Genomic DNA, 20,777 nt, shown 5'->3' on the forward strand with positions numbered 1-20,777 from the left:
GATGACCAATGACTAACCAAATGATAAACAGAACAATGGCGCCTGAATTTAAGGCAATTGAAAATATAAATTTATTAAAACCAGATCAGACGAAGCTTGCAAATGGCTGCGATATTTTCTGCTTTAACTCTGGCGACCAGGAATTGGTGCGTATAGAATGGATCTTTAACAACCTGCGTTTTGATCCGGCGAAGCCGTTATTAAACGTTGCTGCCAATACCATGCTTACTGACGGTACCACCAGTTTGACAGGTGCGGAGATTGCCGATAAGATCGATTTTTACGGCGCGTTCCTTTCTGTTGATTATGGTTTTGAGCAATCATTGGTTACATTATACTCGTTAACCAGGCATTTAGATAAAACATTGCCGGTTGTTAAGGATATTTTAACCAATTCCATTTTCCCGCAAAAGGAGCTGGAAACGTTTATCCGCAACCAACAGCAAAAACTACAGGTAAACCTGCAAAAAAATGATGTGATTGCCCGCCGTGTGTTCAATAAGGCAGTTTATGGCGATACTATTTATGGTTTGATCCCCGAATTGGATACTTATAACAGCCTGCAACGTGATGACCTGGCGACGCATTTTAAACAGATGTACCAGCCATCAAACTGTACTATTATTATTGCCGGCAAGGTTGAACAACCGGCGCTTGATTTGTTGGTGGGTACTTTTGGCGATGGTTGGGAGAACTTAGCAACACCTGCAGATATTACACAACCGGAAGCAAACCGCGCTGCCGACCGCTTTTATTATGTAGAAAAGCCAGAAGCGCTGCAGTCTGCCATCCGCATGGGCACACCTTTTATTAACCGTGAGCATCCCGACTTCCCGGCTGTGCAGGTTTTAAATACCGTTTTAGGGGGCTATTTTGGCTCCAGGCTGATGAATAACATCCGGGAGGACAAAGGTTACACTTACGGGATTGGATCCGGCATAACGTCTTATAAGCAGGGTGGGGCCTTGTTTATTGCTACCGAGGTTGGCGCGGATGTTTGCAAAGCTGCTACTGTAGAAATCGAAAAAGAGATCAACCTGTTAAAAACCGAATTGATACCGGCTGAGGAATTGTCATTGGTGCGGAACTATATGTTAGGCTCCTTACTGGGTAGCCTGGAGAATGTATTCTCGCATGCCGACAAATTTAAAAACCTGTACTTCTCGGGCATCGGTTATGAATATTATGGGCGTTATACCAACGTGGTAAAAAATGTAACGGCGGAAGAACTATTGGAGCTGGCTAACCGTTATTTGGATTATAGTGGGTTCTATAAGGTGATAGTCGGTAAATATTAAGCAACAAGAATTAAAGATCAGGCTAGTTTATCTTGTTTCACCCTGAAACAAAAAACGCCTGATTTTTAGTTTGTTGATTATTAGTATTTTAAATAGATTCCATACGTGAAAATACTGACGTAAAAGTTGTTTCATTTTGTTTCACTGATTTTTGCTAAAGTATTAATTATCATTAAATTAAGTCGGGATCTTGTTTCACTTGTTTCATTTGTTTAACCTTTTCGTAAAATGAAACAAGGGATTGCCACGTGATTGTAAATCTCAAACAATTCCGAACACAGACTTCCGAAATCTCAAATAATTTGTTAGCTTTGCCCGGCAAATAATACCTCCAAATAATTATTTGCTATGCAGTCAGACCCATCAAAATTTGTTGCCGAAGGTTTAACCTACGATGACGTATTACTACTCCCGGCTTATTCAGAAGTTTTACCGCGTGATGTTAACACAAGCTCGTTCTTAACCCGTAATATCAGGTTAAACGTACCGTTGGTATCAGCCGCTATGGACACCGTTACCGAAGCGCAATTGGCTATCGCCATGGCCCAGGCCGGCGGCTTAGGCATGCTGCACAAAAACATGAGCATTGATAAACAAGCTGATGAGGTGCGCAAAGTAAAACGGTCAGAAAGCGGAATGATCCAGGACCCGATTACGCTGCATGAAGCATCAACCGTAGGCGACGCCGTTAAAATAATGCGCGAGTTTAAAATAGGCGGCATTCCGATAGTTAGTGAGGATAACAAGCTGAAAGGTGTTATCACCAACCGCGACTTGCGTTTCCAAAAAGATATGAGCAAGCCTGTTCAGGAGGTGATGACCAAGGACGACCTGATCACTGCTGCAAAAGGTACCACCTTATCGCAAGCCGAAGGAATATTACAACAACATAAAATTGAAAAGCTGCCGGTTGTTGATGATAATGGCATATTGATCGGCCTGATCACTTTTAAAGATATCCAAAAATTTAAAAACTTCCCCAATGCCTGTAAAGACGAGCATGGCCGTTTACGCGTAGGCGCCGCAGTTGGTGTTACTGCCGATACAATGGAACGGGTAGATGCCTTAGTTAAAGCCGGTGTTGACGTTATCGCTATTGATACCGCGCACGGCCACTCCAAAGGTGTTATTGATAAACTAAAAGAAGTAAAAGCTAGATATCCCGATCTGCAGGTTATTGCAGGTAACGTTGCAACAGGCGATGGGGCCAAAGCCTTAGCTGATGCAGGAGCTGATGCAGTTAAAGTTGGTATTGGCCCGGGTTCTATTTGTACTACCCGGATTATTGCCGGTGTAGGCGTTCCGCAGTTATATGCGGTTTACGAGTGTGCTAAGGCCTTAAAAGGTACGGGCGTTCCGGTTATTGCCGATGGCGGTATTAAACACACCGGCGACATTGCCAAGGCTATAGCGGCCGGTGCAGGTACGATCATGGCAGGCTCGTTATTCGCAGGCGTTGAAGAATCGCCGGGTGAGAGCATTATTTACGAGGGCCGACGTTTTAAATCATACCGTGGTATGGGGTCGATAGAGGCCATGGAGCAAGGATCGAAGGATCGTTATTTCCAGGATGTAGAGGATGATATTAAAAAATTAGTGCCGGAAGGCATTGTGGGGCGTGTACCTTATAAAGGAACGCTCTCAGAAGTGATATACCAGTTTGTAGGCGGCCTTCGAGCCAGTATGGGGTATTGCGGTGCCAAAGACATTGAAGCCCTGCAGCAAGCCAAATTTGTACGCATAACAGCCTCAGGTATCCGCGAATCACACCCGCACGATATTACAATAACTAAAGAAGCACCGAATTATACACGTTAATTATCGATTTATTAACTCAGTAATTCTATAATTCAATAAATCAATAATTCATACATGAAATCCATTTGCGTATTCTGCGGAGCCAATTACAACGGCGATCCGGTATTGAAGGAAGCTGTAGAACTGCTGGCCGAAGTAATGGTGAGTAAAGACATCACCCTCGTTTTTGGCGGTGGAAAGGTAGGCGTAATGGGCTTGATAGCCGACGCAGTATTAGGACGTGACGGCAAAGCTATCGGTGTAATCCCCGGGTTTTTGATGGATAAAGAGGTTGGCCACACCTGCTTAACCGAAATGCACATTGTTGAGAACATGCACCAACGCAAGCAAATGATGAACGATCTTTGCGATGGTATAATTATGCTGCCCGGTGGATTTGGCACACTGGAAGAATTTTTTGAAGTATTAACCTGGCTTCAGTTGGGCCTGCACCACCACCCGGTAGGTGTATTAAACGTTAACGGCTTTTACGATAACCTGTTAAAGCAAATGGACGTAATGGTTGAACAGCGTTTTCTTAAACCTGTAAACCGCCAGTTAGTCATTACATCGGCAGATGCGATTGAACTGGTAGACCTGATGGAAAATGTAAAAATTGAACCGGATGAGGTCTGGTTCAGGGACAGAAATCTTTCTTAAAAGAACTACAAATCAGCTTAAATTAATGACTGCGCCTAAAACAGGCACAGTCACGTAGCAAGTGTTAATGGGTATTTAGGGGGTCAAAACCAAAAGCTAAACACGCCGTAATAAATTAAAGCGTTTGCACAAATAAACTATTGTTAAAATTATCATGGATAGGGGATTTAGATACTGCTTATACGAGCTGATAAAATCTTAGTTACGTTTCTAAATTTTGCAACAAAAAAGTTACAAACGCGTTTCTCTTGTTTGGATTATAAAAAAAAGCCAACCAATCGTTTTTTACCTAAATTGTATTTTTCTGAATAAACCTATTTATGGATATCGAATTCAATAAAAACGAAGATATTAACAAGCAGCTGGCGTTTGATGTAACAACACGGCTTAAAAAAATATACCAGGGGGGCGGCGAAAAAGCCGCGGCCAAACAAAAAGAAAAAGGCAAGATGCTGGCCCGCGAACGGGTGGCCTACCTGATTGATAAAGATAGCCATTGGCTTGAAGTAGGCGCTTTTGTAGGCGAAGGTATGTACCAGGAGCATGGCGGTTGCCCATCAGGTGGAGTTATAACCGGTATTGGTTACGTATCCGGCAGGCAATGTGTTATTGTGGCCAATGATGCCACTGTTAAAGCAGGAGCGTGGTTCCCGATAACTGCTAAAAAGAACTTGCGTGCGCAGGAGATAGCCATGGAGAACAGGCTGCCTATTATTTATCTGGTTGATTCGGCCGGCGTTTATTTGCCTTTGCAGGATGAGATCTTCCCGGATAAAGAACACTTTGGCCGCATATTCCGCAACAATGCTTTAATGAGTAGTATGGGTATTATCCAGATCTCGGCCATTATGGGTTCATGTGTTGCCGGTGGAGCATACCTGCCAATTATGAGCGACGAGGCCATGATAGTTGAAGGTACAGGCTCAGTTTTCCTTGCGGGATCATTTCTGGTAAAATCTGCCATAGGCGAGGAGATTGATAATGAAACTTTAGGTGGCGCTACCACGCATTGTGAAATATCAGGCGTTACCGATTATAAGCAGCCCAATGATAAAGCTGCGCTTGATTCTATCCGAAAAATAATGAGCATGATCGGCGATTATACCAAAGCAGGATTTGACCGCATAAAACCTGGTACTCCGAAGTTGGATATGAAGGATATCTATGGCATATTACCTGATAACCGGGAGAAGGCCTACGATATGCGTGAGATAGTTTTACGCCTGCTGGATAATTCAGAATTTGAGGAATATAAAGAGGGTTACGGGCAATCCATCATTTGCGGGTTAGGCAGGGTTGATGGGTGGGCGGTTGGTATTGTAGCCAACCAGCGTAAGGTCATCAAATCAAAAAAAGGCGAGATGCAGTTTGGCGGCGTGATCTATTCTGATTCGGCAGACAAAGCAACCCGTTTTATCATGAATTGCAATCAAAAGAAAATACCGCTGGTGTTTTTGCAGGATGTAACCGGCTTTATGGTCGGTAGCCGGTCTGAGCAGGGCGGGATTATAAAAGATGGTGCCAAAATGGTTAACGCGGTATCCAATTCGGTAGTACCTAAGTTTACGTTTATACTAGGTAATTCGTACGGCGCGGGCAATTATGCCATGTGCGGTAAGGCGTATGATCCCCGTTTGATCTATGCCTGGCCGTCGGCCAAAATAGCGGTAATGGGTGCATCGCAGGCTGCTAAAACATTGGTGCAAATGCAGGCAGCCGGAATGAAAGCCCGGGGCGAGGATGTTGACGAACAGAAAGAAGCCGAACTGTTAAAGGCGACAACCGACAGATATAACGCCCAAACCACACCATACTATGCAGCTGCCCGCCTTTGGGTTGACGGTATTGTTGATCCGCTGGAGACACGCACTATTATATCAATGGGTATTGAAGCAGCAAATCATGCGCCAATAGAGAAAGCGTTTAATGTGGGAGTGATACAGACATAAGCCCCCAAAAAAGAAAAGGGGGGAGTAATTCTGCTGTTGACAAAACCAGATATCTACAACAAAGAAATTTTCTATTTTTACACACTATAAACCCAAAAACATGAAAAAACTAATACTTACCTTAACAATTTGTATCGCAACCATAGCTATAACCAAAGCCCAGATTATCCCAAGCTTCCAGTTTGGTATAAAAGGAGGGACGAATTTAACCAGCATTTCAAAAAGTGGCACGTTTGCCAGCAGTAATAATGCGGGCTATCTTGGCGGGATTTGGGCAAGGTTTGGCGCTTTGGGTTTTAACTTCCAACCCGAAGTGTATGTTACCGGTAAAAACGTTACTGTGGATGGTTTTGAACGTAAATTCACCAGTGTTGATGTACCATTATTGGTAGGTGGCAAAATTGGCGCATTTGGTTTTGGTGCCAGGTTTTATACCGGCCCTTTGGTATCGTTCGCAATTAATAAAGATCAAAATTATGACTCGGCAGCAGGTAATATAACTTCTTTAAATTATAGTAACCAAAATTATGCGTGGCAGGTTGGTACCGGTATTGATATCCGTAGCTTATCTGTCGACTTACGTTATGAGGCTGGTTTAAGCAAACAAAGTTACGGTACAGGTTCAACCAAAATTAACCTGTTTAACCTGTCGTTAGCTTATAAATTATTTTAACTGCCGCGCTATATTACAAGGGCTGTTAGTACAGATACGATAGTTATACAAACAGTAAACATCAGCAGGTACATAAAACTTGCACCTGACATTTTACTTATCGTGCGCCAGCGGCTGCGGTTATAAAACACGCGGAGCGCGCGGTATATGTACCAATTGATGCCTAAAAATCCTGCAAAGCTTAACCATCCTTCTAATCCCCAGGGTTTGGGTATTACCATCTGCAAGATCATAATAATAGCCAGGTAAAGGAAAATAAAGCAGTGAAGGTGAAAGGTAAAGATCAGGTGCTCAACATAAAACTTTTTGTTGCGCCAAAAAGTAACTCTGAAAATAATAGCGCACAATGGCAGTAGTAAAAACATCATTTTGGGGATGTTGTGTTTTATCTCATCAAAAAAAACTTCTTTAGCCCGTTCGCCGTATTTTTCCTGGTAGTGAAAGGCTTTTTTATTATATATCCTCATTAAAAAGCCATCGCGTTCGTCCGCCGATAATTTTTGCTGTTTGGCCAGGTAAGCCTCATAAGTAGAATCACGGCTTGCACCAGGCAGGCGCGCAATTTTACCGTTTACTCCCGAATCATCAATGTCGATATCCTTGTCACGCTCCGTAATTTTAATGATCCCTTTGTCTGAAGTATCGAGCTTCGCTTTCCCCTTGACAATCACCTTTTTAGCAACGTCAGGGACATTAGGGTCTTTAAGTACTTTATCTAACTCTTTGGCACTGGCTGCAAGCTCTTTCTTAGTTGGTTTGCCAGTATGCGTTTGGTTCACTTTTATTGGCTCAAAACCGCTTTGAAACAGCAATAAAAAGTATACCAGACTAATAAAGATATACATTTTTACAGGGTGCAGATATTGTACCCGCTTACCGGCCATATACTCATTAGTGAGTTTGCCCGGTTTAAATAAAAGTGGTTTAAGTGTATGAAAAAACTGGTGGTCAAAATGAAAATAGTCGCTTATAGCATGGTTCATCATGTGGCCAAAGTTTTCCTTCAGCTCCAGGTTCTCCTGCCCGCAAGCATGGCAAAATTTACCCTGTAGGTCTGTTCCGCAGTTGGCACAGTTGTTTTCTTTGCGATAATGTTTTTTCATCAGTTAATGAAACGTAGGTCGATTCAAAAAATATTAATGTTGTACGTTTTGTATGGCGCGTTCCAACGCTGCATTATGTTTATATCTAAATACAAACGGAAAAATAACGGCAATAACCAAAGCATAAACGGCAAAACAAAGCCAGATGCCGTGCCAGTCTTTACTTTGATCGCTCATGGTAAAAAACTTATCAATGATAACGCCGCTTGCAAAGCTACCAAATAAAGCGCCGAAGCCGTTAACCATCATCATAAATAAACCTTGCGCGCTGCCCCTTATTTCGGGCGTGGTTTGTGTTTCCACAAATAACGAACCTGATATATTAAAGAAATCAAACGCCATGCCATACACGATACATGACAGTACAATCATCCATAAACCATCAGCTGGGTTACCAAATGCAAATAAACCAAAACGCAGTACCCATGCCAGCATGCTAAACAGCATTACGTACTTTATACCAAACCTGCGCAGGAAGAACGGAATAGCGAGGATAAAAAGCGTTTCAGAGATCTGTGATATCGACATTATAATTGCTGGGTATTTTACAGCTATAGTATCTGAATAAGCAGGGACGTTTTTAAAATCGTGGATATAAGTATCGCCATAAGCGTTGGTAAGTTGCAGGGCAGCCCCTAATAGTAAAGAGAATGCAAAAAATATGGCAAACTTTGGGCTCTTAAATAAAGCGAAAGCATTTAACCCTAATGAGCTGGCAAAGGTTTTATTATCAACCTTGTTTAATAGCGGCGGGCATTTTGGTAAGGTAAAGGAATAGATTCCTAATGCAAGTGACACTGCTGATGCGATATAGAATTGGTTAGACGATGTTTCGTTATGGGTTAGGCTAACGGCCCACAAAGCTACAATAAAGCCAATAGTGCCCCAGATACGAATAGGGGGGTACTCTTTAACGATATCAATATTGCTGTTTTTTAATGCCGAATAAGCAACAGTTATAGATAAGGATAGCGTTGGCATATAGAATATCATATTCAACAACATCACCCAAAAAAATGTGGTAGGATTAGTTACCAGGGGTAGTGAAAACAGCACACAAGCACCCAGGATATGCATGGTGCCATATAACTTTTCGGCATTAATAAATTTGTCTGAGATGATACCGGTAATGGCTGGCATAAAAATAGCCGAAATGCCCATGGTGGAGAATATAACACCAAATTGTGCGCCCGACCAATGCTTGTTTTGAAACCAATATGCACCTATGGTAAGCAGCCACGCCCCCCATATAAAAAATTGCATAAAATTCATCAATATCAGGCGAAACTTAATATTCATATAGCGGGGTTAAAATCAGTTACGATCAGTTAAAAATTAAAGTCTGAAAGTAATGAATTTTATGGGAAATGGAAAGGGGAGCGATTAGTTAATTAGAGATCAATGATTAGTTGCTGTAGAATCACACTCTTTGGTGTAGTTAACAATCAAATCGCGATCGAAAGGAACCACTAATGAGTCGGGATAAGCCTTTTTAATTTTTAAGATGACACAACCGTAAAGTTTATTACCATCTTTTGGCTTATCTCTTAAAATATATTCCTTGATAGCCTGTTGAACCTTAGGTGTCCATTTAATAAAAGACCTGACACCGATAGCTGCGTACTTGTGCGTAGAGCTATAGTCAGCCCCAATTTTAGCGCTTATAGTTTGAAGGCTATCATTTGATACGGATTCTAAACCGTTTGGTAATGCCTGTTTTAAACGTTTAAGGGTATATACCACTAATTCTGATCGCTTGTTTTCATCAGGAATTCTTGGTTTTGCGGCATCGTCAATTTGCTTATATAACTTGTTCTCGTACTCTTTTGTCCAAACCGATTTGTTTTTATCGGAGGATTTACAAGCAGCAATACAAACAAATGCAAAGAAAATCAGAGCGATTTTTTTTATATCCATCTTTATAAACGTATAGGATTGCTTTTATGATTCTTTTCGCCTGTTTAACTCATCGCGGATCTTGGCCGCTTTTTCGTATGATTCTTCGGCAAGGGCCTCCTGCAGCTTGGTCTTTAATTCTTCTGTGCTTAAAGCAGCAAAGCCTGTGGTTGCTGATGTAACGGGTGTTATTTCTTCGGGAGTTTCTGTAATATTTTCAAGGTAAACAAAATCGTTGCCTTCAATTACAATACCCGCGCTCGAAAGGATAAACTCGTACGTAAAAATAGGGCATTCAAACCTTACTGCTATCGCAATAGCGTCGGATGTGCGGGCATCTATCTCCATTACTTTCTTACCATCGCTGCATATCAGCTTTGAATAAAAGATGCCATCAACAAGGTTGTAAATTACAACCTCCTGTACCATTATATGATAGGCTTCGGCAAAACTCTTAAACAAGTCATGCGTTAGTGGCCTGCTTGGGGTCATTTTTTCAATTTCAATGGCAATAGCCTGGGCCTCAAAACTACCTATAATAATAGGTAGCCTGCGGCGGCCGCTTACTTCGCCCAAAACCAATGCATACGCGCCCGACTGCGTTTGGCTGTAAGATAAGCCAACAATGTCAAGCTTTATTTTTTTCATGTTATTACCCATCGCTACCTATGCTTATGCCAAGGCTTTATGTTCTTTAATAGCTGTTATTAATTTTGGTACCACTTCAAAGGCATCACCAACTATACCGTAATCGGCCACTTTAAAAAATGGGGCCTCTGCATCTTTGTTGATAACCACAATTACTTTTGATGAGCTTATACCTGCCAAATGCTGTATAGCCCCTGAAATTCCTATTGCAATATACAAATTTGGACTGACAGCTATACCGGTTTGTCCAACATGTTCGCTATGTGGCCTCCAGCCGGCGTCTGATACCGGTTTTGAGCAAGCTGTAGCGGCGCCTAACAGGTCGGCAAGTTCTTCGATCATGCCCCAATTTTCGGGCCCTTTTAAGCCACGCCCACCCGATACAACTATCTCTGCATCAGGTAATGATACTTTATCTGTCGACCGTACGATCTCTTTCAGCATCGCCTTAAAATCCGACGGTTTTGTTGCTACACTAAAGTCTTCAACTTTTGTGGGTTTCGCATCCTCAACTATCTTGTAGGAGTTTGGTATAAGCGCGATAACTTTAATGGCTGATGTTAACTGTACTGTTGCAAAAGCTTTTCCTGAAAAAGCTGTTTTTTTAACAGTGAAATTACTACCGCTTTGTTCAGGCAGGGCTACCGCGCCATCAACCACACCTGCATCCAACTTAACACCTAAACGGGGTGCCAATCCTCTGCCCGAAAACGAATTGGATAGCACAACAACATCAGCACCTTCTTTTTTTGCGGCCTCGGCTATAACAGTTGCGTAGGCCTGGTTAACAAAGTTCTTTAACTGCGCGTTGGCTACATTTAATATTTTATCGGCACCGTATTTTGCAAGATTATTCAAGTCACCGGTACTAACATCGCCAATAGAAATGGCGGTAAGCGTAGAATTATTTTGATCGGCAATGGTGCGGGCATAGCTTACGGCTTCAAAAGTTGATTTTTTGAATTTGCCATCAGCGTTTTCCGCATATATTAAAACTGACATAGTTTATTTATTAGTAATTATATAACCTTCGCTTCGGTATGCAGCAATTCAATTAGTTTGGCAGCCTCGTCGGCAGCAACCAGTTTTACCTGACCGCGTGGGGCCGGTGTTTCATAACTAATAATCTCTGAATTTGTTTTCACCTCAACAGGCTCAACTACAACCAAAGGCTTTGTTCGTGCCGACATAATGCCGCGCATATTAGGGATCTTAGGTTCGGCGACACCCTCGGCAGCGCCGGCTACAAAAGGCAGGGGGATAGTTAATAATTCTTTACCGCCTTCAATTTCGCGCTCAACCGTGGCTTTATCACCTTCAATATCCAGTTTTTTGATGATGGATACAGATGGCAGATCCAATAGTTCGCCCAACATACCGGCAACTTTCGATCCGTTATAATCTATAGACTCCCGCCCGGTTAATATCAGGTCGAACGGATTAGTTTTAACATACTGTGCAATTTGGTAGGCAACATACCAGGCATCATGCGGTTTGGCATTTATGCGTACCGCGTCGGTAGCGCCAATGGCCAAAGCTTTGCGTATGGTAGCTTCGGTGCCGGTATCGCCTACGTTTATTACAGTTACTGTACCACCATCGCCCTCGGTTAACTCGATAGCACGTGCAAGCGCTATTTCGTCGTAAGGGTTTAAAATGAATTGCACGCCGTTGGTATTAAATTGCGTGTTGTTATCAGTAAAAGTTATTTTTGTGGTGGTGTCGGGAACGTTACTTATACATACCAATACTTTCATAGAAATAGGTTTTTACAAATTTAGTTAAAAAACATAGCGTATAAAAATGGAGATAAACAGATTAGAGAAACTGCTGGAATTTATAAAAAACGAACCTAATGATGAATTTTTAAAATATGCGCTGGCGACAGAGTATCTCCGTTTAAATCAGGTGGATAAGGCTTTAGAATATTATGAGGACCTGGTGAATAACCACCCGCAATACTCGGGCACCTATTACCATTTGGGCAAGCTTTACGAAGCGCTTAACCGAAAGGACGATGCCGTAAAAATCTACGAAAAAGGCATGGAAATTACCAAAGCCAAGCGCGATAATCATGCTTTTAGTGAGTTGCAGGCGGTGTATCGCGAGGCTATTGGTTATGATGATGACGATGATTATTAAGCCCCACCCAACCCTCCCCGGTAGGGAGGGCTTATTAAATAGATATTTTTTAAAAGTCTCCCCTACCGGGGGAGATTTAGAGGGGGCCGTGTACTTATGAAAAAACGCCAGCTCCTTTTTTTAGGTGATGCCTTTCTGTATACACTTAGCGCATTTGGCGGCCCGCAGGGGCATATTGCCATTATGCTGCGCGAGTTTGTACAGAAACGAAAGTACATTACCGAAGAAGAGCTGATGGAGCTAAATGCCCTGGCGCAGGTTTTACCCGGACCGTCATCCACCCAAACCCTGGTGGGTATAGCCTGGAAAGTGGGTGGCACCTGGCTGGCTATAATTACTTTCCTGATATGGATCTTACCATCAGCCGCTATTATGTGCTTGGCGGCCATAAGCTATAAACTGTTTGCCGATCATGGTAAAGTAGCAGGCGTATTGCGTTTTATCCAGCCAATGGCGGTAGGCATTGTGGCTTATGCCACTTATACTTTCGCCAATAAATTTTTAAAGACAAAGGTTAGCACTATGCTGGCCATTGGTTCATTAATAGTCACCCTTATCCTGCAAAATGCTTATGCTTTCCCGATACTGATCTTAATTGGTGGTATCATCTCATCTGCATTAGAAACCCAGCCGCAGGAAAACGAATTGCGAACAAAGCTGTTTGCCAATGTAAATCCTAACAAGGTGGCTTATTTTATTGGGATATTATTGGCTTTTGCGGCATTGGGAGCATTGATCAACCAGACATCGCCTTTTAGTTTACCTATCCGCTTGTTCGAGAATTTTTACCGTAACGGGATCCTGATATTTGGTGGGGGACAAGTGCTGGTGCCACTGATGTATACCGAGTTTGTTGAAGTAAAGCACTACCTAACCAGCGCCGAATTCCTATCTGGCTATGCCCTGCAGCAAGCCCTGCCCGGCCCGACTTTTTCCTTCACTTCTTTTGTAGGAGGATTAACCTTAGGCAACAAAGGTTATGGCATAGCGGGTGAGATATTAGGGAGCACCATTGCTGTAATAGGTATTAACCTGCCGGGGATGATATTGATCCTTTTTATTGTTCCGTTTTGGGATGATCTGAAAAAAATAACCCGCATAAAAAACTCATTAAGCGGTATCAACGCCGTAGCCGTAGGTTTTATGGCGACAGCGTTGATATTACTTACCCGCCCATTTGGGTTAAACTGGCTGGCTTATTTAATAATGATAGCCACGTTCCTGCTGCTGCAATTCACCAAAATAAAAACCCCGATAGTTATAGTTATCGGGGTGGTGTTGGGGTTGGTGTTTTAGCCCCCTGACCCCCTAAAGGGGGAACAATAATGCAACAAATGAGTAACAGGTTTTGCTACTCAAAAAACTCCCCCTTTAGGAGGCGGGGGGGGCTAAAACGGCGGCTCATCATCCATGTCATCCATTCTTGACGGGCGGATAATAAAGTTGCTTGGCTTATCAAAATCCTGCGATGGGTTAAGGCCGGTAAATGCGGCCCCGGAAGTAGGGAAATTATCGCTGGTATCTAAATCTGTAAACTTAACATATTTACCTACGAATTTCAAGCGGACAGTCCCGGTTTCACCGTTACGGTGTTTGGCTATAATAATCTCGCCAACGCCTTTGGTTGGGTTGTTGTCCTCATCCACATCCAGGCCATAATATTCAGGACGATAAAGGAACAGTACCATATCCGCATCCTGCTCAATAGAGCCTGACTCACGCAAATCCGATAGCATTGGCCTTTTGGATGCGCCCGGACGGCTCTCAACCGCACGGCTTAACTGCGACAGGGCTATTACCGGCACATTTAATTCTTTAGCTACCGATTTTAAGGCACGCGATATACTACCAATTTCCTGCTCGCGGTTACCGCCACCTTTACCATCTGCCGATTTACCTTGCATTAACTGCAAGTAGTCAATGATGATCAGCTGGATATCATGCTGCGATTTTAGGCGTCGGCATTTAGCGCGAAACTCGAATATATTTAGGGCAGGAGTGTCGTCTATAATTAACGGCGCGGCTTCCAGGCGGCCAATTTTAGAGTGGATCTGTTGCCATTCCCATTCTTCTAAAGTCCCTTTACGGATCTTTTCCTGCTCTATTTCAGTTTCACCGGATATCAGACGATTAACTAACTGAACAGAGGACATCTCTAACGAGAATACGACTACCGGCTTTTCAAAATCAACCGCGGCGTTACGTGCGCAGGTTAATACGAAAGCCGTTTTACCCATTGCAGGGCGGGCGGCTATAATTACCAGATCGGATTTTTGCCAGCCCGAGGTCATGCGGTCAAGATCCGTAAACCCTGATGCCACACCGGTTAGTCCATCTTTTTTATCTTTTAATGCTTCAATTTCTTTTAAGGTCTCGTGCAACAAATCATCCATCTTACGCGAGTCGCGGCGGAGGTTATTTTGGGCGATATCAAACAGGTTCTTCTCTGCTTTATCCAACAGGTCCAAAACATCGGTAGTGTCTTCGTAAGCGCTGTTAATGATCTCTGTCGAGATCCTGATCAGCTCGCGCTGAATGAATTTTTGAATAATGATACGAGCGTGGAACTCAATGTTCGCCGCCGATGCCACACGATTGGTTAACTCTGTTATATAATAAGCACCGCCTATCATTTCCAGTTCGCCCTGGCTGCGCAGTTGCGAGGTAACAGTCAGTATATCAACCGGTGATGTTTTTTCAAACAGGTACTGTATCGCTTTAAATATTTTCTGGTGATTATCCCGGTAAAAAACTTCGGGTTTTAAAATATCAATAACCGATGAAAGTGCATCTTTCTCCAGCATTAATGCACCCAGTACAGCTTCCTCTAAGTCGGTTGCTTGTGGGGGTAATTTGCCCAACCCGGTGTAGGGGGTAGGGTTAGTGATCCGGCTACGTTTGTCGTTTGTATTCGGCTTGTAATTGGTGTTATCGTTCTCAAAAGTCATTGTTCAAAAATATACTAATTTTTGGCGTATTTATCCACCGTTGACATCTTTTTTTCACAAAAGGTAAAACGCCCTAAATAGTAAAATTTAGCCACTTGTTATTAACAGCCGATTGTTGGGAAATATAAATTTTAGCTGTAAAACGTCGTTATTTTAAGGTTGTTAATAAAATAATTTTGCTAATTGAACCGAAAATTTATAACTCAAAAACAGCATTATCGTCCGCTGATACAAAGTTAATTAATATGGCTATTTTTGCAGCCTTAATTTGATTATAAATGTATAATAATAACAGGGAACCCCGCGAAAGCAACCAGGTAGTTTTTGGTATCCGAGCGGTTATTGAAGCCATAAGGGCAGGTAAAGAAATTGAATCATTATACATACAGCGGGGCATTGGCGGTGAGCTGCTTAACGAGCTTAGGGCTTTATTGAATGAATATAACCTAACGGCCCAACAAGTGCCGGTGGAGAAGCTTAACCGCATTACGATGAAAAATCACCAGGGGGTTATTGCTTTTATATCGCCTATAACTTACCAGAAGATAGAAGACATCATCCCGCAGATATTTGAGAAGGGTGAGGTGCCGCTGATATTAGTGCTTGATTCTATCACCGACGTGCGCAATATGGGCGCTATTGCCCGTACGGCCGAGTGCAGTGGGGTGCATGCTATAGTGGTACCGGCAAAGGGCTCGGCACAGATCAACCCGGATGCTATTAAAACCTCGGCAGGGGCGTTGTACATTATCCCAGTGTGCAGACATGATAACTTTATGCAAACCATAAAATTCTTGCAGGAGTCGGGCTTACAATTGGTTTGCTGTACGGAAAAGACCAAAGAATATATTTACACCCCCGATTATACCGGCCCAACAGCTATTATCATGGGATCGGAAGAAGACGGTGTACGCAGCGAGATCATCCGCATTGCAGACCATTTAGCTAAAATACCTATGTATGGGGAAATAGAATCGTTGAACGTATCGGTAGCGACAGGGGTTATTTTGTATGAGGCGATAAGGCAGCGGTTAGTGATTAGTTAATTGGAGATTAGTGATTAGGTTGCATAGCATGTTATATAAAAATGGCGACAGTAAGCGATCTTGACAACTTCTATCTCCAACACCCCGAACCTGTAAACGAATGTTTGCTGGCGCTAAGGAGTATCATACTAAAACAAGATGAAAACATAACGGCTGCGTGGAAATATCGCATGCCGTTTTTTTGTTATAAAGGGAAAATGTTTTGCTATTTATGGGTGCATAAGTTAACTCTGCAACCTTATATTGGCTTTGTTGAAGGCAAACACCTTAATCATCCCGACTTGATATTAGGCGAACGCGCCCGTATGAAAACTATGACTTTTGATCCGGGTAAGGATTTGCCGGTTGCAACTATAGAAAGTTTACTTCAACAGGCATTAGATCTGTACAGATCAGGCAAAATCAAAATAAATTAATTTGTCATTCTTCGCTATCGCTAAGAATGACAGAAAAGATTTTTATCTCCAGGCACCCAATATTACGCCCATCAGCGTAAGTGAAACAACACTATATAGGCCATTTATAAAGATATGGCGCCAGCTTTTTTGTTCAAACAAGCTGTGTGTAGCAATAGCGCTAAATGTCCAGATCCCGGCTAAGAAGCCGGCCGTTGCGCCCCAGGCAAGATCGGTTTTGGGTTCGGCTAAAAATGCCGCTAAATTGGCTGATGATATTAAGGCGAATAGTGCTGTAAAGCCAAACGTTTTGGCCATGTTTGATTTCTGGATTTCTTCTTGTGATAGTTTACTATCTACCATCCACGCAGTACCAAATACTTTTGGATTGTACCATACGCCGCCTACCGCGAAAGCTGATAATGCCGCTACCAATACGGCGGGCCAGTTAATTAATGCAGGGTTCATAATTGTTTTAGGTTAAGCCCACTCCGCCCCCTAAAGGGGGTACCAAAGAGGATGTTCATATAAAGATAAATAAAAGTATTATCATAAACAACTGATATCCAATAAAAAAGGCACCCTATAGATAAGGTGCCTTTAGGCTTTTAGTACCCCTTTTAGGGGGCGGAGGGGCTAAATATATTTGGTTCCAAATTGTGCCTTCACATCAGCAACAACCTTTTTAACGTTTTGCTCCTGGTCGCGCGGGCAGATCAATAGTGTGTTGTTTGATTCTACTACAATGTAATCATGCAGTCCCTGTAAAATAACCAGTTTATCATTAGGCACATTAACCATGCAGTTTGATGAATCGTACATGATTACTTTTTCGGAAGGGATAACCGCGTTGCCAACATAATCTTTATCAGCCAGCTCGTAAATAGACGCCCAGGTACCCAGATCAGACCATCCAAATTCTGATGGCAGAACGTATACGTTGTTAGCCTTTTCCATAATACCATAATCAATAGATATATTGGTGCATTGCAGGTAAGCCCGGTTTACGTGGGTGCGTTCGCCGTCGGTATTATAATGCGGGCGTGCTTCGGCAAAAATATCGTTCATGTCCGGCAGGTGCTGCTCAAACGCTTTCGTAATAGCTTTGGCCGACCATATAAATATCCCCGCGTTCCATAAAAAATCGCCGCTTTGTAAAAACGTTTTGGCAATTTCAAGCGTAGGCTTTTCGGTAAAGGTCTTTACTTTATGAAAATCGTTGTCAATAACATTGTCGGTATATTGGATATAACCATAACCGGTATCGGGCCTTGATGGCTTTATACCCAAAGTTACCAGGCACTGGTGTTTGGTAGCTGTTTGTAATGATTTTTCTATGGTAGCAACAAACCCCGGCTCGTCTAATATCAGGTGATCAGAGGGCGCTACAACAATCGCGGCGTCAGGGTTAATACTTTGTATCTTAAAGCAGCCATAAGCTATGCACGGGGCTGTATTACGCATTACAGGCTCTGTCAGGATCTGATTGCCGGCCATGTCAGGTAATTGCGCGTTAACCAAACCAGTATAACTCTCGTTGGTCACCACAAAAATATTCTCTTTAGGGCATACTTTCAGGAAGCGGTCGTACGTTTGTTGTATCAATGTTTTGCCTGTTCCTAATATGTCAATAAATTGTTTTGGATGTGAAGTGCGGCTTATTGGCCAAAAACGGCTTCCAATACCGCCTGCCATAATAATGGCATAATAGTTTTTATTCATTGTTAAATTGTAGAAATATAGTTTGGTATAACTGGAGCAAATGTGGGTATTTATCTGTTAAATAATCGTTAATCAATACTAAATAATTAATAGCTTAAAATGCCACACCATATAAAAGAATAAATAAACAAATTGTTTTAATACGAATAATCATTTGAGTATAAAATTTTTAAGTAAATCTATCGTTTATTCATAAATTTTTGTTACTTTAAACTTTTAAATCACAACAACTACCAGTAAAATAATGATAGAGACAAAGAAGTCGCTTTTTGATAACCTACAGAACTTTTTCGGGTTCGATAATTTCAAAGGGGAGCAAGAAGCGATTATAACCAACATTTTAGCCGGTAACGATACCTTCGTTATTATGCCTACAGGTGGTGGTAAATCCATGTGTTACCAATTGCCCGCGCTAATGAGCGAGGGTACTGCTATAGTAATTTCGCCGCTTATTGCTTTAATGAAAAACCAGGTTGACCAGTTAAGGGCATTTGGCGGATCGGACAGTATTGCGCATTTTTTAAATTCGTCTTTAACAAAGGCAGACATAGTAAGAGTTAAAGAGGATGTACTGAGCGGCAAAACCAAATTGCTGTATGTTGCGCCAGAATCATTAACAAAACAAGAGAACGTAGATTTTTTACGCTTGAATCAGGTGTCGTTTGTGGCAGTTGATGAAGCGCATTGTATATCAGAGTGGGGGCATGATTTTAGGCCGGAATATCGTAAGATACGCCAGGTTATCAGCAATATAGGCGATGATATCCCTATTATAGCTTTAACCGCTACAGCCACGCCAAAAGTACAGCAGGATATCCAGAAAAACCTGCAGATGAATAATGCTACCATCTATAAATCATCATTTAACCGGTCGAATCTTTTTTATGAGGTACGTGCCAAGCGAAATGTGATTAAAGAGATCGTAAAATACGTTAAACAAAACCAGGGGAAATCGGGCATCATATATTGCCTTAGCCGTAAAAAGGTTGAGGAAGTGGCCGAAGCGCTTTCATTAAACGGCATTAAGGCATTGCCTTACCATGCCGGGCTCGACCCAAAAGTACGGGCCGATACGCAGGATAAATTCCTGATGGAAGATGTGGATGTTATTGTGGCAACTATAGCCTTTGGTATGGGTATTGATAAACCTGATGTACGGTACGTTATTCATCATGACGTGCCTAAAAGCATGGAAGGTTATTACCAGGAAACAGGCAGATCGGGGCGTGATGGCGGCGAGGGTGTTTGTGTGGCTTTCTATTCGCAAAAGGATATTGATAAGCTGCAAAAATTCATGAAGGACAAGCCGGTTTCTGAACGCGAAATTGGCACCCAGATCTTAAAAGAGGTTATTGATTATGCCGAGTCGTCAGTTTGCCGGCGTAAGCAATTATTGCATTACTTTGGCGAGAACTTTAACGAGGCCGGCTGTAATAATATGTGCGATAACTGCTGCGCACCAAAAACACATTTTGATGCCGAGGAGCAATTGCATAAAGCATTAAACCTGATCAAACAAATAGGCGAGAAGTTTGACGATCACCACATTATTAATATTTTGATGGGTGTTGAAACGCAACAGATCCATAACTACGAGCACCATTTATTGCCACTTTTTGGTACAGGTAAAGGTGATGGCGAAATTTTATGGAACTCGTTATTGCGCCAGGCATTATTGAATAACTACCTGTCAAAAGATATTGACCAATATGGTTTATTAAGGTTAACCAAGCTGGGTCATTCGTTTTTAGATAATCCGCACAGCATCAGGTTTATACTAAACAGGGTTATTGAAGCACCGGATGATGATGACGATGCCGATGGCCCAAAACAAGGCGGCGGCGCATTAGATACCGAGCTGCTGCAAATGCTGAAGGAGCTGCGCAAGAAAATAGCCAAGCAAAAAGGCTTGCCGCCGTTTGTATTGTTCCAGGACCCGTCGTTAGAGGAAATGTGTACGCATTATCCTATCACCCAGGATGAGTTGAAACAGATCTCGGGCGTAGGCGCGGGCAAGGCCATGAAATTTGGCGCTCCGTTCATCGACCTCATCGCTAAATATGTAGATGATAATGATATTGATCGCCCTATTGATATGGTGATCAAAAGCGCCGCCAACAAATCGGCACTAAAAGTATTCATCATCCAGAATATCGACAGGCATTTAAACCTGGATGATATAGCAGCCTCTAAAGGATTAACCTATGAAGAGGTTTTAAAAGAGGTAGAAACCATTGTAAACTCTGGCACCAAGCTAAATCTTAACTATTATATTGACGAGGTTATAGACGAGGATAAGCAGGAAGAAGTATTTGATTACTTCCGCACGGCCGAGGTCGACTCGATAGACGATGCGCTGGCCGAACTGGGCAGCGATGATTATACCCGCGAAGAGGTACAACTGATGCGGATAAAGTTTATGTCTGAGTTAGGAAACTGACGAATAAGGGAGGATTTAAAATCTTCCCTTTTTTATTGATTAAGTGTTGCTTACATTTAA

The 20,777-nt window shown here is 42.4% G+C and carries 19 protein-coding genes; 10 read left to right on the forward strand and 9 right to left on the reverse strand.

The window, feature by feature from the left end; all coding sequences use genetic code 11:
• Positions 1-20 precede the first annotated feature (20 nt).
• The 5 genes from ABIB50_RS13955 (at position 21) to ABIB50_RS13975 (ending at position 6,377) form a co-directional block, all read left to right on the forward strand.
• Positions 21-1,298: a M16 family metallopeptidase gene (locus ABIB50_RS13955; RefSeq protein WP_429380425.1), complete on the forward strand. Its 1,278-nt coding sequence runs from the start codon at positions 21-23 to the stop codon at positions 1,296-1,298.
• A 348-nt stretch (positions 1,299-1,646) separates the two neighbouring features.
• Complete coding sequence (guaB, locus tag ABIB50_RS13960) at positions 1,647-3,116, forward strand: IMP dehydrogenase (RefSeq protein WP_429380427.1); 1,470 nt, start codon at positions 1,647-1,649, stop codon at positions 3,114-3,116.
• Positions 3,117-3,170: 54 nt separating this feature from the next.
• Complete coding sequence (locus ABIB50_RS13965) at positions 3,171-3,755, forward strand: TIGR00730 family Rossman fold protein (protein ID WP_429380429.1); 585 nt, start codon at positions 3,171-3,173, stop codon at positions 3,753-3,755.
• A gap of 320 nt (positions 3,756-4,075) precedes the next feature.
• Complete coding sequence (locus ABIB50_RS13970) at positions 4,076-5,704, forward strand: acyl-CoA carboxylase subunit beta (protein ID WP_429380431.1); 1,629 nt, start codon at positions 4,076-4,078, stop codon at positions 5,702-5,704.
• Between the two features lie 100 nt (positions 5,705-5,804).
• Positions 5,805-6,377: a porin family protein gene (locus ABIB50_RS13975; protein ID WP_429380433.1), complete on the forward strand. Its 573-nt coding sequence runs from the start codon at positions 5,805-5,807 to the stop codon at positions 6,375-6,377.
• A gap of 8 nt (positions 6,378-6,385) precedes the next feature.
• On the opposite strand, the gene ABIB50_RS13980 is transcribed toward ABIB50_RS13975, so the two are convergent.
• From ABIB50_RS13980 to ABIB50_RS14005, 6 genes are all read right to left on the reverse strand, one after another.
• Entirely contained in the window at positions 6,386-7,480 is a 1,095-nt protein-coding gene (locus ABIB50_RS13980) for a DUF3667 domain-containing protein (protein ID WP_429380435.1), read from the reverse strand.
• A 33-nt stretch (positions 7,481-7,513) separates the two neighbouring features.
• The gene (locus ABIB50_RS13985) at positions 7,514-8,779 is read right to left on the reverse strand and encodes a nucleoside permease (RefSeq protein ID WP_429380437.1); all 1,266 of its coding nucleotides are present in this window, start codon (positions 8,777-8,779) and stop codon (positions 7,514-7,516) included.
• 99 nt (positions 8,780-8,878) lie between these two features.
• A complete protein-coding gene (locus ABIB50_RS13990) occupies positions 8,879-9,397 on the reverse strand; it encodes a hypothetical protein (protein WP_429380439.1) in 519 nt (172 codons plus the stop codon).
• A 24-nt stretch (positions 9,398-9,421) separates the two neighbouring features.
• Positions 9,422-10,024, reverse strand: coding sequence for a bifunctional nuclease domain-containing protein (locus ABIB50_RS13995; RefSeq protein WP_429380441.1), 603 nt, complete (start codon positions 10,022-10,024; stop codon positions 9,422-9,424).
• Between the two features lie 24 nt (positions 10,025-10,048).
• Positions 10,049-11,026, reverse strand: a complete 978-nt coding sequence (locus ABIB50_RS14000) for an electron transfer flavoprotein subunit alpha/FixB family protein (RefSeq protein WP_429380443.1) — start codon at positions 11,024-11,026, stop codon at positions 10,049-10,051.
• 17 nt (positions 11,027-11,043) lie between these two features.
• Entirely contained in the window at positions 11,044-11,781 is a 738-nt protein-coding gene (locus tag ABIB50_RS14005) for an electron transfer flavoprotein subunit beta/FixA family protein (RefSeq protein ID WP_429380445.1), read from the reverse strand.
• A gap of 46 nt (positions 11,782-11,827) precedes the next feature.
• Between ABIB50_RS14005 and ABIB50_RS14010 the strand changes: the two genes are divergently transcribed.
• Both ABIB50_RS14010 and chrA read left to right on the forward strand, forming a co-directional pair.
• Positions 11,828-12,166 (forward strand): tetratricopeptide repeat protein, encoded by a 339-nt coding sequence (locus tag ABIB50_RS14010; RefSeq protein ID WP_429380447.1) that lies wholly within the window; start codon positions 11,828-11,830, stop codon positions 12,164-12,166.
• A gap of 96 nt (positions 12,167-12,262) precedes the next feature.
• Complete coding sequence (chrA, locus tag ABIB50_RS14015; RefSeq protein WP_429380449.1) at positions 12,263-13,462, forward strand: chromate efflux transporter; 1,200 nt, start codon at positions 12,263-12,265, stop codon at positions 13,460-13,462.
• A 92-nt stretch (positions 13,463-13,554) separates the two neighbouring features.
• Here the strand turns inward: chrA and dnaB are convergent, their stop codons facing one another.
• Entirely contained in the window at positions 13,555-15,114 is a 1,560-nt protein-coding gene (gene dnaB, locus ABIB50_RS14020; RefSeq protein ID WP_429380451.1) for a replicative DNA helicase, read from the reverse strand.
• Positions 15,115-15,392: 278 nt separating this feature from the next.
• On the opposite strand from dnaB, the gene rlmB reads away from it, so the two are divergent.
• Both rlmB and ABIB50_RS14030 read left to right on the forward strand, forming a co-directional pair.
• Positions 15,393-16,160, forward strand: coding sequence for a 23S rRNA (guanosine(2251)-2'-O)-methyltransferase RlmB (gene rlmB, locus ABIB50_RS14025; RefSeq protein ID WP_429380453.1), 768 nt, complete (start codon positions 15,393-15,395; stop codon positions 16,158-16,160).
• A gap of 41 nt (positions 16,161-16,201) precedes the next feature.
• Positions 16,202-16,576 carry a DUF1801 domain-containing protein gene (locus ABIB50_RS14030; protein ID WP_429380455.1) on the forward strand — a complete coding sequence of 125 codons (375 nt, stop codon included), beginning with the start codon at positions 16,202-16,204 and terminating at the stop codon, positions 16,574-16,576.
• A gap of 42 nt (positions 16,577-16,618) precedes the next feature.
• Here the strand turns inward: ABIB50_RS14030 and ABIB50_RS14035 are convergent, their stop codons facing one another.
• Together ABIB50_RS14035 and ABIB50_RS14040 are read right to left on the reverse strand one after the other, a co-directional pair.
• On the reverse strand, positions 16,619-17,023 hold the full coding sequence (locus tag ABIB50_RS14035; RefSeq protein WP_429380457.1) for a DUF1761 domain-containing protein: 405 nt from the start codon (positions 17,021-17,023) through the stop codon (positions 16,619-16,621).
• A gap of 168 nt (positions 17,024-17,191) precedes the next feature.
• Positions 17,192-18,277 carry a mannose-1-phosphate guanylyltransferase gene (locus ABIB50_RS14040; RefSeq protein ID WP_429380459.1) on the reverse strand — a complete coding sequence of 362 codons (1,086 nt, stop codon included), beginning with the start codon at positions 18,275-18,277 and terminating at the stop codon, positions 17,192-17,194.
• A 247-nt stretch (positions 18,278-18,524) separates the two neighbouring features.
• Here ABIB50_RS14040 and recQ point away from each other — a divergent pair, with 247 nt between their 5' ends.
• The gene (gene recQ / locus ABIB50_RS14045; protein WP_429381004.1) at positions 18,525-20,717 is read left to right on the forward strand and encodes a DNA helicase RecQ; all 2,193 of its coding nucleotides are present in this window, start codon (positions 18,525-18,527) and stop codon (positions 20,715-20,717) included.
• Positions 20,718-20,777 lie beyond the last annotated feature (60 nt).

Source organism: Mucilaginibacter sp. UYCu711, assembly GCF_050433825.1.
Taxonomy (GTDB): domain Bacteria; phylum Bacteroidota; class Bacteroidia; order Sphingobacteriales; family Sphingobacteriaceae; genus Mucilaginibacter.